This window comes from Treponema sp., assembly GCF_017430385.1.
Taxonomy (GTDB): domain Bacteria; phylum Spirochaetota; class Spirochaetia; order Treponematales; family Treponemataceae; genus Treponema_D.
Genome location: NZ_JAFRNB010000021.1, coordinates 1 through 14448 on the forward strand (window position 1 = coordinate 1; position 14448 = coordinate 14448).

The 14448-nt window shown below is 44.3% G+C and carries 6 protein-coding genes; all 6 read right to left on the reverse strand.

Translation table 11 applies throughout. The features are described from left to right. Positions 1–480, reverse strand: a 480-nt coding sequence (locus IJJ71_RS01430; protein WP_296844879.1) for a glyceraldehyde 3-phosphate dehydrogenase NAD-binding domain-containing protein, incomplete at its 3' end; no start/stop codon positions are given. 288 nt (positions 481–768) lie between these two features. Further along, entirely contained in the window at positions 769–6315 is a 5547-nt protein-coding gene (locus IJJ71_RS01435) for a chitobiase/beta-hexosaminidase C-terminal domain-containing protein (RefSeq protein WP_296844880.1), read from the reverse strand. An 18-nt stretch (positions 6316–6333) separates the two neighbouring features. Further along, positions 6334–9009: an alpha-amylase family glycosyl hydrolase gene (locus tag IJJ71_RS01440; RefSeq protein WP_296844881.1), complete on the reverse strand. Its 2676-nt coding sequence runs from the start codon at positions 9007–9009 to the stop codon at positions 6334–6336. Between the two features lie 201 nt (positions 9010–9210). Further along, positions 9211–10008, reverse strand: a complete 798-nt coding sequence (locus IJJ71_RS01445; protein WP_296844882.1) for an immunoglobulin domain-containing protein — start codon at positions 10006–10008, stop codon at positions 9211–9213. A 28-nt stretch (positions 10009–10036) separates the two neighbouring features. After that, positions 10037–13645, reverse strand: coding sequence for an alpha-amylase family glycosyl hydrolase (locus IJJ71_RS01450; RefSeq protein WP_296844883.1), 3609 nt, complete (start codon positions 13643–13645; stop codon positions 10037–10039). Positions 13646–13753: 108 nt separating this feature from the next. Then, positions 13754–14368 carry a hypothetical protein gene (locus IJJ71_RS01455; RefSeq protein WP_486389604.1) on the reverse strand — a complete coding sequence of 205 codons (615 nt, stop codon included), beginning with the start codon at positions 14366–14368 and terminating at the stop codon, positions 13754–13756. Between the last annotated feature and the right edge of the window lie 80 nt (positions 14369–14448).

Here is a 14448-nt window from a genome sequence, read left to right on the forward strand (position 1 = left end):
AGCAGAAATGATATTGTCGCCCTTCTTGAGTGATTTGTGGTTTACGTTGTAAACGATTGTCGGGAGGTCGTTTCCAGCTGGAGCTGAGATAACGACTTTTTTAGCACCTGCAGTGATGTGAGCCTGTGCCTTCTCTTTTGATGTGTAGAAACCTGTACATTCAAGAACTACATCTACGCCGATTTTTCCCCATGGGAGATCAGCTGCGTTTGGCATTTTGTAGATAACGATTTTTTTGCCGTCTACTACGATGTAGTTGTCCTCACCTTCACCGTCGTGAGCTTCTACTGTGTGTTTTCCTTCACCGATGCGGCCAGCGTATCCACCCTGAGCTGTATCATACTTCAAGAGGTGAGCGAGCATTTTTGGGCTTGTCAAATCATTGATAGCTACAACCTCGTAACCATCTGCACCAAACATCTGGCGGAATGCCAAACGACCGATACGGCCGAAACCGTTAATAGCAACTTTTACTGCCATTTTTATCTCCTTATAAATAGAAATACAAATTTGATAATTATAAAATACAGCATTTGTGACATTTAGGCAAGATTCTTGTAAGAATTCTGCAATAAATCTGAAATATTCCGAACAAGCCTAAGTCAAAAAAGGCGCAAATTTATTCTGCTGCCGCTGTTCCGCAGCCCGCTAACGCTCGGTCAAAAGCCGTCGCAACTTGTGCGCCGGCTTTTGCCTGCCTACGGCACTGCTCCATAGCGGAGCGGCCTCGATTCCAGCCCCAAAATTTTCCGAGCTGAGAAGGAATTTTTATGGATTATATTCCACCCAGTTCGTGCCGTAATAATCGGACGGAACCACAACATCTTCTGATTTATTATAGATTCGCCCTGCCGAATTGCCTTTCGCAGACCAGTCTGGTGCCGTTGTGCCCCTCACACAGCGAGCCATATTGAATCCCTTTGTACCAGAAGGAACTGTAATAACCGCAGTTGTGCCAGAGCCAGTTACAGTTATCCATTCACCAGTAGCTGAGTCGCCCCAAACCCATGCAAACACAGCCGCGCCGTCCGACCAAACCCATGAAGGCACTGTTACAGACAATGTAAGTGACTCTCCTCCACCGCCATAAACATCTTCTGCACCTTCCTGCCAGATTACGAAATTCGTTCCCTTGTAGATTCTTCCGTAATCACCGCTCGGAGTATAGCTTCCGCTTCCGATTACGACAACAAGATTTGCGTTCGCGCCCTCAATCTTTGCGGCGTAAACAGAATTATTGGCCGCAAGAGTCGTGCGGGGGCTGTCATATTCGATACCGGCCTTCTTACGGATTTCAATAAGTTTATCAATGTGCTTGCGGTAAGTGACTCCTGTTCCAGGAACAGTTTTTCCACCAATATACTGGCTGTCATTGTAGCCGCCGCTCTCCGAGTCATTAAAATAATGCTGCCATGCCACGCAAGGAATTCCAGGATGGGTCAGAATAAAGGCGTATGCCGTTCCGACATCATCCGGGTCAAGATACCAGTGCCCCTGTGTGCTTCCAGTATCATGATTATCAACGAAGGTCACGGAATCCGCCGGCTGACTTATCATCAGGCTTGCCGCATTCTCAAGGAATCCGTAATTTGAATTCGCAATTCCGCTTCCCTTGTTTCCGAATACAGTGTTCATAACGCCTTTAAGCGCAAAGTCAAAGGCCCGTGAGCGATAGCCGCCTGTTTCAGTTCTTGCGACCCAGTTTTTTATCGTGTCACCCAGACCGTTCGGGTTCGACGGATTAAAATCTTCCCACAATTCACCGACAGAGAACTGTGCATCAGTTTCGGCATCATACTTACCGACATAATATCCGTCATATCCTTTTACAAAATCGTATCTCCATCCCTTGAAACCAACTGATTTCAGCTTCTCGTTCATCCATTTTACAATCTGTGCCTGAACAATCGGATTAGTGTGGTCAATATCACGCGCATCCCCATATTTTCCGCCAGTATCAGCATTTCCCCGGACAGAATTATTATACATATCAGAGCCGGCCGCAGAGAATCCTTCATCATCAGAACAAATTGCCTGATAATTGCTACCCTTTACGACTCCAAAATCAGGATTTGAAAAATCTCCCCAGTTCGTTGTGCCGCACCGATGATTTATTACGATATCTGCAATCGGCATGGTCTTCGTAAATTTTGAAAGCAACGAAGAAAGTTCCGAACCCGTTCCATAAAATGAATCAAGGACATTCAGCTGAGTAGGCATATATCCTTCTGGTCCCATGCTGGCACTCATTGTCGGAGGCGGACACCAAAGATATTTGAAGGTATCGTTGATTACATCTGCCTGTGCGGACATTATTTTGTACCATTTTCCTTGCTTGGCGGTCACTGTACGGCTCGCACTTTCCCATGTAAATCCCTGGAGCATTACGCCGCTCTTGTCAGAGATTACAAATGATTCTTTTTTGAATTTTTTCTGTGCAACCAGGCTGTTTTTATATCCCTGAGCTACGGCAACAGCCTTTACAGTAGCACTTTCAGTAAGGATGAATGAACCTGTGTATTCCGTACTTAGCGTTGAAGGAGAACTTCCGTCGAGAGTGTAGTAAATCGTTGAGCCGGCAGTTCCGCAAGTGATTGTTACCGTTGTGCTTGACTCAAACTGAGACTCACCAATTATTGAAGGAATTGCGCATGTCGGAACAACAGGCCCCTCCCCGCCGTCTTTAATCTGTTCAAAGATGACTACAGTGTGAGCACCGACACCGTAATCTTTTTCTGTAGAAATCGAATAATATCCATCTGCCTCAGTGTCGTTTACATCCCAGCTGTTCTCATATTTTTCAGCCCAGCTGCCTGTATCACAAATTCTCACCCAATGACAACCATTTTCTGGAGCAGGAACAGTGACTTTGACCTCTCCGCCAGTCATATTGCTGAAGAAGAAGAAATCGTGGCCGTCTGTGACTTTAGAGCCTGAAATCTTGTATCCGAAGCTGAAATCATTCTCGTCCTTTCCAGAATTCCATATATAAGAAGGAGTTGTGTAAGTTGGCTGAGTAAAGGCCGGGTCTGAATGCATCTCAAGCATCCTCTTCATAAAGATGAAGTTTCCGTTCCTTAATTTTGTGTTTCCGAAAGTGCCGAATTTATCATTGTAAGTTCCGCTTCCGCCTGTGGAAATGCCCTGCGGAGACTTTGTGTTAATCATGTTGTAATTGTTCCAGGTCGCCACAGAATCAATATTATACGGATTATTGTTTCCGTTCTGAGTCCTGCTGAATTCGTCGCCCCAAACAATCATCGGGATTCCGCGAGTCACCATCTGCAGGGCGATGTAGTTGCGGTTTATCTGCCTGTGTCCGCTTGGAGTGTCATCAACAATGTAGTTCGTATCACCATTTCCGCCGTCACTTGGACCAAAAGGCCATGCGTTTCCGTTCATGGCATTGCCTTTTCCAGAGTATGAAGAAAGGTCAGCGAGTGTAAAGCCGTCATGTGCGACAATCATGTTCACTGAAGGCCTGTAGCTTCCAAAAATATCGCTACTTCCGTAAAGCGCGTTTCCGATGTTCAGGTTGTAAAGAACATTTCCGTAATCAGATTTAGTCTCCGTTGTTCCGGCTCCGCCGACATATTTTCGCACGACATCACGGTACACGCCGTTCCAGTCGCCCCATCCAGAAGGGAATTTTCCGATTTTATATCCGCCAGGCCACTGGCAATCCCACGCCTCCGCAATCATCTCAACATCATTTGCGCTTCCAAGAGAAGCAATCTTGGTGAGAGTTGCCGCAGAGCTGCTGAAATTCCATGAACCTGTGCCTTCCCTTCCCAGAACTGGCGCAAGGTCAAAACGAAATCCGTCAACGCCCATTTCTGAAATCCAGTATGAAAGAGAATCAATTATAAGCTGGCGAACGACCGGATTATCACACTGCAAGTTGTTTCCGCAGCCGGTAGTTTCCCAATAACTCCATTTTTTGTCCGTGCAAAGTGAATAATATGTCTGATTGTCGATTCCGCGCATACTTACAACAGTACACTGCTTGCCTTCATCGTAGTCTGGATTCGGCTCGTACTGATTTGCAGAAGAATTCCAGCGTGTCTTGCTTCCATTCCAAGTTCCGCCTTCTCCAGAATGGTTGTAAACGACATCAAGGTAAACTTCAATTCCTTCGTTATGGAAAGCTTCGACCATTTCTTTAAATTCTTTTGTAGGTCCGCCGGCAGATTTATCGAATGAATACCTTCTGTCCGGGGCAAAATAGCCGAAAGTCATGTAGCCCCAGTAATTTCCGCCAGGTCCGTCATTTGGATTCGCATCATTGTCCGTCTCATGAACAGGAAGAAGCTCAATCGTATTGATTCCAAGAGCTTTAAGATACGGAGCCATATAAGATGCTCCCTTGTAAGTTCCCCGATACTGAGCAGGAACATTCTGAACTGCCTCAAAGCCTTCGATTCCGTTTAAAATAGAAGAAAGACTTGAAGAAGAATCGTGCTGAGTGATGCCTCGGACATGAGCCTCGTAAATTCTTGCTTCGCTTGCGGCAATTTTTGGCTTTGAACCAAAACCTGTTGAATCAGAAACGACATATCCTTTTGGCGAAATCGTGCCTGAGTCATATTCACGCCATTTTGTTGAAGTTTTGACCGGCTGACCGCTGGAAAGAATCGCATATTCAGGTTTTGAAAGTGCATAACCCGCATTTTTTGTCTTATACGCGGCTATTGCTTCGGCATTGCTCACATCATGAGTCAATTCCTTTGCATAAGGATCATAAACAACTTTGTTCGGGTTGAATCGGTTTCCAAAAGAATCATAATCAGCTTCAAAACCAGCACTGCTTCCACCACGGCTCCATGCAGAATCATACTTCCAGTTTGTGCCCCAAACACGGAAGGCATAAACTGCCCCGGAAAGATTTCCGCTCAGTTTTGCACGCCATACATCATTTCCGTCCTTTTCCATCCAGTAATCGTAAAGAGCATCCTCACCGTAAGGAACGGCGTAAATTTCAAGAAGAATTTTCTCAGCGTTTGCAGAATAAAGGGCAAAAGTCGTCTCGCCGCCGCTTACATTCGCACCCAAAGGCCAGTTTCCGCTAGCCCATCCAAAGCCTTCTGCCTGACCGTTCAAATCAACGGCACTAAAATCTCCATTTGCAGGATGGGTATAGCCCAAAGTTGGTTTCGAGAAATCCCAGCTTGCGACATCAGAGTCAAAAAGCCCAGATACGACAGCGATGGCCTTCAACTTTGTGCCGGCATTGACTCTGATTCCGCCACTGTATTTTGTGCTTGAAGAAGAAGGCTGGCTTCCGTCCAAAGTGTAATAAATTGAAACGCCGCTAATCTCTTCCTCGCCGTCAAAATTTCTGGCTTTAAGGTAAACCGTCGTCTCAGAGTTTATGAATTCAGAAATCTGGCTGCCATCAGCATTTTCAAGCCGAGGTTTCGGAGCTTTGAAAGAAATTTTACCTAAATCTTGATTCTTCCCGGATTCAATTTTAACCGAAGAATTATAAATTACGCTCTTTCCGTTCACGATTCCGAATACTTTCCATGTTCCGGGCGCGATATTTTGAATCGTATTTGACCCGGGAACAACGGAAGTCAATTTTTCTGAAACCGGATCACAAATCTGAAAAACAAGGCTAAGCGCATCATCACTCGTAAAGCTGAGACTTCCCGGAGAAAGGCGGTAATTCTCTGGATTCAGACCAGAAAGATTTCCGCCAGAATTTTTAATGTCAGCCGCAAGTTTTGAAGAATCAATCAGGCTTGCGTGTGTGTCAGGAAGAATGTTTTTTATGGCAAGCGTGTCCAAAGCCGAAACATCATAGCCAAGCGCAAGGAGAGACTCAAAAACATTTCCGAGCCTTGAGTTTTCCCAATTTACGGAAACGGAATTGTCTCCGCTTGTGATGTTCGTCACGGATGTCATTTTTACGCCGGCCATTTTAGAGAGAATATTTCCGATGTTTGTCTTTGCCTCAACCGAAACGACCCTGTTATTTCCGACTGGAATTTTTTCGATTTTGACAGCCGAAGAGCTTACACCGCCAGAAATCAGGACATTTTTCTGGGAGATTGGAGAAAATCCTGTTCCAGAAACAGTCACATCAGCGGCCGTTATGTCTGAGACACAGAGCGCACGATTAGAAGAGTTTCCGGTCGTAACGGCAAGAGAACCATAGGGATTAGCCGGAGTGTAGTCGTCATCGTCATAATCATGAATCTGAAGACAGGAATCAAATAAAATATTGACCGCAAGAGCCACGACCAGCAAAAACGAGGCCAAAAACAATGGCTTAAAGAACTTTACCGCATATTCAGAAACTTTTTTAATCATAGAATAGTCCTCCCGAAACTATTGTTCCAAAATATAAACTGCGCTCAGGCTAGGTACCGTGACAGTGCCGCTGAAAGTTGTGTCAGAAAGAAGGTCTTTTCCGCTTGCAGAGAAAGTTTTTGGTGAAGAAGAATAGTTGAACGCGATGTAGATTGTTTCTCCGCCACCAATTTTTTTGGCAACATAGAAATCACTTTCGCCTGTAATCTGAGTGTTTGAGCCATTCCACAAAGCCTCATGCGAAGCCCGAACAGAAAGACATTTTTGTGTCCAGTCATGAATTGCCTGCTCGCGGGAATCAAATCCGGTGATTTTTCCAGAAGAGCGTGCAACATTGTCACCGCCCCAGCCGCTCAAATCTGTAGAATGGTCTCCGATTTCATCGCCATAATAGATTGTAATCGGGCCAGTATAAGCACACTGAGCCGCAAGAAGGACTTTGTTTCGGCCGATGTATTCAGAAGAATCATAAGCACAATTCCACTTATCTTTTATAACATCTCCAATTCTATAAAGATCATGATTAGAGAGCATAAAGTTAGGATAGTAAGGCTCATAAGATCCATTATCCTCAAGGCAAGAATATCCTTTTTCGCTATATGTCTTGTAAAGATAGCTCAATCCAGTCGTTATATTGTCTGTTGATTTTGAAGGGTCTCCATATTCCTGAGCAAATCCTTGAACAACCTGATAATAAGCCGGGAAATCGAAGCAAGAATTCAATCCATATCCATTTGCAGTTCCGCTCGCTACACTTCCCGCCTGAATACGAGTTTGGTCTCCGTTCCAGTGCTCACCGACCATGTAGCCCAAAGTTCCCCAATCATTGCCTTTTGTTCCGTTTGAAGAAGCTGCTTCCTCAACGACTTTGCGAATGTCATACCAATAATTATGTCCGCCGGCACCAGTATTGTCCGTACTTGATTTATCTCCCAATCCAACCTGATAGCACTGATCCAGTCTCCATCCGTCAATCTTGTATTCAGTAATCCAATAGCTTGCGACATCAGAATAATATTTGAGGGAATCTGGATTTCCGGCATAATTTACAGGATTATTAGTGTCTGGTTTTTTTCCTGGATTTTTGATGCCAGTTCTATTAGGAGAAGCCTGCATCGTTCCGCCCTGACTTGCACCATTATGCCCGAAAACACCATCAAGGATTACGGAGATTCCTTTTTCATGACATTTTGTTACAAGCTCAGCAAATTTCTCGTTCGTTCCAAAATGGTTGTCAATATTGAAATAATCAGTGGCAAAATAACCAGTAGCCTCAAGCCGCTCGTCAAATCCGCTTGACTGGAAAATCGGAGTCATCCAAAGCGCATTGCATCCCAGTTCCTTAATGTAATCAAGCGCATTGATGATTCCCTGAAGGTCGCCGCCTTTAAGCGCATTGTCCGGCCCCCACATCTGAGTGTAGCCACGGCTTGGATCTCCGTCCTGGAAACTTGCGACCATCACCTGATAAATGCGAAGTTCGTTCGGGTCTGAGACAATTTTGCCCTCAACCGGCGGATTTGACGATTTCCTTTCAATATAAGAAGAAGTGCTTGCGCCGCTTGAAGTGATTCTGTAAGCCCCCGGAGCTGAAATCACAATATCATCAGCGCAGAGTTTAGTTTCATCCGCTTTTGTAATCAGAAGACTCACGGAAGAGCAGCCTGCGAAATTGAAAACGTAATCGTCATCGCTCCAGACTGAAAGCATTTCTGTTCCTGGCCACTTTGTATTAGGATAATTTTCGGCATCAGAACAGTCCCAATAATGAATCAGGTCGAAGCCCAGGGATTTTGCGACCTGAATCTGGATGCCTGAAAAATTTCCAACTGTGACCGCAGTTTCTTTTCCGCTTGCGATTCTTACCTTTTTGCTCGCCTTAATTGTAGTTCCGTCAAGAACATAGATTGTCCATGTTCCAGGAGCTGCATTACTGATTGTCACCGTGTTGTTCACGATTGCAGTTGAAATCGCGCTGAGAGGATCAGAAAGCTGCAAGGTACATCCGTTGAATTCATTGCAAGTGACTTTCAAAGTTCCTGCAGTAAGTTTGTAAGAGTCAGAAGATGCGAGATTTCCGGCCTTAAAAGCAGAAGCGATTCCAGCAGAATCTATCAGACTTGCGTGAATATTGCCAGGAATTGCATTATCAATAGAAGAAATTTGAGCTTGAGTAAGAGAGTTTGTGTTTACCCCAGCAGAAATCAATGCAGAATAGACATTTCCTTTTCTTGAAGAATCCCATGAGACTGAGACTTCATTTTTTCCTGCGACAATTGTTTTTACGGCGGAAATTGTAATTCCTTCAATCTTGTAATTCGCAGAATCATCAGAAAAAGCCTGAACTGAAACAACAGCATTGTTACAGACAGGAATTTCGTTCACTGTGATTCCGCTTGCCTTACCATCGCTTACGCTTACGCAAGCAGATGTTTTTGTGAAAGAAGAGCCTTTAGTGTCATAGCCTTTGACAGTTACTACAGCAGTTTTTATTCCGGTCGTGTACACTGCCCTTCCAGACTGCGAGACATCTGCCAAAGTCACGGAAAGAGAGCCATAAGAGACGGTGGCACTTGTGGCAGAACCAGAATCAGAATCATCTGCGGTCTTACAAGAAGTTGTCACAATGCCGGCGAAAACAAGCGCAGAAATCAGAGGAAGTACAAAAATCTTTTTCACATCAAAAATTTTCATTTTCTATTCTCCATTGATTAATAAATCGGGCTAGAATCTCACTCCATAGTCAGCAGACTTTACGGTGCCATACAAAACTGAGCCTGAATCTGTGAAGCTAGCGCTTGACACGAGCGGAAAACTTAGAGGCACGCATAGAGAAAGCGGCATAACTAGATTTTTAATAATTTTCTTCATGATAATATAATTCCCATAATCGTTTTAGTTGAAATCGATATTAATGCCTGCATCGCCAGAACTGTTTCCGACTCCAATTGTTACAGTACATTCATTTGACTTGATTTTCGTTGCTAATCCCCTGAGTGAATTTATGACCTCAACATAGTATTTTCCGCTTTCAACCGCTTCATAAGATGGATTTGTCGCACCACTAATTTCAGCACCATCTTTATACCACTGATATGAGATCGATCCTTCGTCGGTAACGCTCGCCTCGATAGAAAGGGAAACCTTTGATTCACCGGCTGCGGTTCCGGAAAGATTTTTGCCATCCGGGATTGCCGGTGCCATGGGCTTTGGAAGAGGCTTAACAGTGATTACTGCGGTTGAAGTTTGTTTTGTCTGAGTTTTATGAGTTGTATCCGTTGCATTCTCATAAGTGTTCGTTACGATGCAATAATATGAATAAATTGTTTCTGTTTCTACGAAAGGTGCCTTCCCGTCATCAAAAGGCTGGAAAATTGCCGATGTTGCCCCATTTATCGGAGAACCGTCAGTCTTATACCACTGATATGAAAGCGTTCCACCATCTGTAACCTCAGCGATGACACGGAGAGGATTTACATCGCTTGTTCCAACAGTATAAGTCGCCCCCTGCGGCTGGCTTGTGATTACAGGAACCTGCGCCATCTCAGCGGCTTTATTCTCTTTTTCACTGTCTTTTGTTTCAGGTGTATAAGGAATGTAAACCGTATCTCCATCCTCACCAGCTTTGCAAGAAACAAAAGCAAAAGATGCAACCATTGCAGCAAGAACCATAAATCCAACAACTTTTTTCATTTTAATTCCTCCAGAAATTATTTACCATTTATTTTAGATATGCGCCGTCACTGCCGATTTTTCCGGTCGGTTCAACGCCGTCTCCTGTCTGTAGCACATAGATTCTGGCATTTCCCTCGCCGATAGAATCTGATGTGAGAGTTCCGTTGCAATTCACGGATTTTCCTGTCACGACTTCGATGTAAGTTCCGCTCCGAACCCCGGAGAATGTGGCTCCTCCGCCGACGGTGACAAGAACGAAGCTGTCAATTCCGTTCTTTTTGTACGCGCGCTTGTAAGAAATAGCACCGGAACAACCTTCCGTTGAATACTGCCCCTTTCGTAAGGCTGGAATCGCACGCCGGATTTTGTTCAGACGAATCAAGTGCTGTGAAAGCGGGCTGCTCAAAGTCGATGCAACTTCTCCGCTGGCCTCATAAACTCCGTAGTCACTTGCAGTTACGCTTCCTTCAAGATGGTCTCCAAAATAAGCCCGTCCGGACCTCGCATAAGGAACTTTGTTTCCGTTGGTGTACGGCTCAATCTGGCAGCTTTTCTGGAATTCAATTTCCGAGCCATAATAAACGCATGGAATTCCACGGAATGTGAACATAAAGCTGAAATTATTAGCCCACGCATCGGTTCCGCCAGAATAGCGCGTGTACAGATATCCGCCTTCATTCGGGCCGTAATCATGGCTGTCAACATAAGTAACATTGTATGTCGCATCATTGAAGTATCTGTCTTCCTGCTTTGCAACGCCGAACGCACTTCCTGCAGAGCCAAAACAGTGATGCATATAAAAATCAATCATATCAAGGCCGCTTGACTGGCTTCTGTCCGGCTCGTGATAATCGTTGCCGTTCAAAAAAGCGTTGTCGCTCACAGGCTGGCTTAGAGGATTCAGATTGTCTTTGAAATGCTGATATACAGTTTCTTCATTTGCCAGCGGATCTGTTTCGCTCCATGAATATGAATCATCATTTCCCTTCCAGGTGTAGAATGGGATAGAAATCGGAGGTTTATTGTCATTCCAAACCTCATTCCGAAGAACACAACCTTCACCGAACATGAAAAAATTCTTTCCGTTTGCCTCACCAGCCTGCTTGAAATACGGCAGGAATTCCTTGTTGAATGTCAGCCTGCTTATGTGCTTAACCGTGTCGATTCGGAACGCATCAACTCCCATATTTATGTACTTGATGTAAGCATTTCTGATATATTCCGCGACCTTGTGATTTTCGGTATTGATGTCTACACAATCGTCAGCCATCTGTGCAGTCTGAACATTATAGCCTTCCCACTGCATATTTTTCTCATGATGATAAGCCCGCTCAGTGTCATTAAAATCTTCCTTCATCGCATTGATTCTGCTTCTGAACTGCGCTCCACCATCAAGTTTCCAGTAATCGTTTCCACCGACAGCCTTTTTGAGACAGTCAAGGCCATAAAGTCCGCTAGACAACGCACTTACGCTCTCATTCTGCGAGAATGCAGTGACAGCCTTTGTAACGCCTTTTGCATCAGGCCGTTTGTCTGCCGTGTCGAAGATTCTGAAAATTCCTTCCTCACCGAAGTTTGAAGTATGATTCAAAACGATATCCTGAATGATTTTAATTCCTTTTTCATGGCAGGCATCAATAAGATTCTGATAAGACTGCATCGGGTCCTCATTCAAGCCTGCATAGCGTGGATCAACTTTGGTGAAATTTGTCGCATGATAACCGTGATAATCCAATCCACTCGAATTTTCGACAACTGGAGTAATCCAGATTGCACTGAATCCAAGTGCCTTGATATAATCAAGCCGCTCGATAAGCCCCTTAAAGTCACCGCGCCAGCCCGGATCGCCCAATGTAATTGAATTAAAACATGCCTCGTCTTCCCAGCAATAAGCGTTATTTGTTTTGTCTCCGTCATAGAATCGGGTTGTCATAAGGAAATAAATCGTCTCATCGCGGAAATCCCAGTTCTCATCGATTTTTACAGTTGTGACATCAATCGAAACGCTTTCTGAATCCGCCCCTTCATCATCAGTTACGACAAGAGAAATCCTTACACAAGCCCCAGCCACCTCCGGCATCGTGACATTGATTTTCTTTTCAGTCGTTGAATCACAAACGGCGCCACTCACAGTCCATTTGTAAGAAGAAATATCGCCACCGTTCGGGTCGAAAGAATTTGCTGCAGAATAAGAAATTGTTTTTCCAGCTCCCGCAACTATTGTTCCAGAAATTTTTGCCACAGGCGGAAGATTTTCATTATTGGTCGTGAAATTAAGAGCCTTTACAGCAGAAAGATTTCCAGCCGCATCATAAACCACAGCCTTAACGACATGCTCACCGTTTTTGAAAGTCTGCGTATTCCATGTATATTCAGCAGTTGCAGAAGTTCCGCTCACATTTTTAACAAAAAGATTTGAATCATCGAGCGTAATCACAATCTTTGAGAGTGCCTTGTCATCGCTTGCCATTACCGAAAGAAGAACTTCACCCGAAACAAGCCAGGATTTGCTTGCAGTAAATGATTCAAGAACAGGCTCCACAGAATCATCAGGATTTTCTTCATACCAGGTACCGTCTTTGTACCACCATTCTCCTGCTGTAAGGCTGTCACCGCCCTGCCCGCTCGCTTTGTGCTGGCTATTACCGTTGTTATTCAAAAGCACATCAACAGCGGTTTGCTCGAATGTGTAGACATACCAGCCATTCTCTTCTTCCGTCATGGCTTTTCCTGGCCAAACTCCGCCAGTGTAATTAACAGATTCCTCACCAGTTTTCCAAGCCCAAATATGTGTATATTTCGCATGAACGATTATCCTGTCCGAAACTTCTCCAAGCGTGATAGAAGAGTTTTCCTCAGAGCGCACGGTTACGAAAGTCTTTTCGATGGTTCCGTCTGCCTTTGTAACATAAACAGGCCAGGTTCCAGGAGCGACATTTTCTACAACCGAAGTTCCCGCAGGAAGATTTTCAGCCACAGCAGAAACCGGGTCACCAATCTGAAGCGAAGTAGAGCCGTCATTATTGATAATGGAAACGGTTCCAGTTTTGAGAATATAATTTTCAGAACTTTTCAAAGAGTTATTTGAAAAATCAGTAGCGATTGAAGCAGAATCAATCAAAGCCCAGCTTTTTGAAGAATCAATTTTGGAATTTATCTCAGATTTTTGTGCATCATCAATTTTTGAAATATCATATCCGCCAGAAAGCAATGCCGCAAAGACATTTCCAAGAGCCGTAGAATTCTTATTGACCGCAACTGTGTTTTCCCCGGCTTTGATGTCCGTGACGGCGCGAAGCACAACAGTTCCGAGTTTTTTATTGTCAGCGTCAAAGGCGTAAACTGTGACAATTCGATTTTTACCAACCGGGATATCTTTTACAGTTACATTTGCCTTTCCAGAAGAAACGCTGCTATCTGCCGTAAGAGGAACAGAAATTCCTGTGCCGGAAACTTCGAGTTTTGCAAAAATGATGTCAGAAACATTGAGAGCGCGGGAATTACCCTGAGAATCAGACCCGACAATGACAAGACTTCCTGTAGCGGCTGAATTTTGGATTTCAGCAGACTCAGACGAATCTCCCACCGTAAGATTGCTGCATGAAAAAAATATAAATGCAGCAAAAAGGCCAAGAATTAAAGCAACTTTTTTCATACTTTAATTCTAAGAGCAGGTTAAAACTTTTTGAAAACTTTTTTTGGTAAAAAAATCGCTTTTGTGAAAATTTTCCTAGGAAAAGTGAAAATAAGACATTTTTAAGACTTAAATTTTGTCCGATGACGAGTCCTTGTGCTTGTCGCAGAAATATCCACCATCCTCAAGATAGCGACGGCGGGTACGAACAAGCTCGATAAGCTCCTGATACATATTGTAATCAATCTCAAGAGCCATAGGAAGCAGATAAAATTCGGTCTCGTCACAATACCGCTCGATAAATTTCGGGTCAGTGACAAAACCAAGTGAAATCATGTTTGAGATTCGGTCAGCACATTTCAGGATTTTTGCCTTCTGGCTTCCGTTGTTGATAATCCGGCGCAAAAATTGAATTTTATCCTCGTCCTCACGGCGCGTTACCTCAAGAACCAAATCAAGAACCTGCTGGCCTTCAGGGTCGGCGTTTACAATTTCATTTCTGTCAAAGCCCTTTATGTCCTCGACAGTATCATGAACGAGCGAAGCTTTCAAAAGCACGGAGTCGATATAGCCGTAGTCGATAAGGATTCCAAGAGTATCAATCTGATGACGGAACATGTTTCCACCAGCATGACGGCCTTTGCCAATCAGCCCAGTGGAAAGCTGCATGTACGGAGCAAGCACAATATGCTTGAGCTGCTGCATGTGCTCTTTGTCCATCTGGTCAGGTTTATCAACCTTCATCTCATATTTACTAGCCATACGCTCCTCCGTTTCTGAATGCCAAGTTAGCATTAATCGGCTACTACAAAAACAGGCTCCCG

What these genes read in the sequence shown, in the direction of transcription:
- IJJ71_RS01435 (WP_296844880.1), bottom strand. Translation starts at nt 6,315, where the DNA reads ATGATTAAAAAAGTTTCTGAATATGCGGTAAAGTTCTTTAAGCCATTG.
- IJJ71_RS01440 (WP_296844881.1), bottom strand. Translation starts at nt 9,009, where the DNA reads ATGAAAATTTTTGATGTGAAAAAGATTTTTGTACTTCCTCTGATTTCT.
- IJJ71_RS01445 (WP_296844882.1), bottom strand. Translation starts at nt 10,008, where the DNA reads ATGAAAAAAGTTGTTGGATTTATGGTTCTTGCTGCAATGGTTGCATCT.
- IJJ71_RS01450 (WP_296844883.1), bottom strand. Translation starts at nt 13,645, where the DNA reads ATGAAAAAAGTTGCTTTAATTCTTGGCCTTTTTGCTGCATTTATATTT.
- IJJ71_RS01455 (WP_486389604.1), bottom strand. Translation starts at nt 14,368, where the DNA reads ATGAAGGTTGATAAACCTGACCAGATGGACAAAGAGCACATGCAGCAG.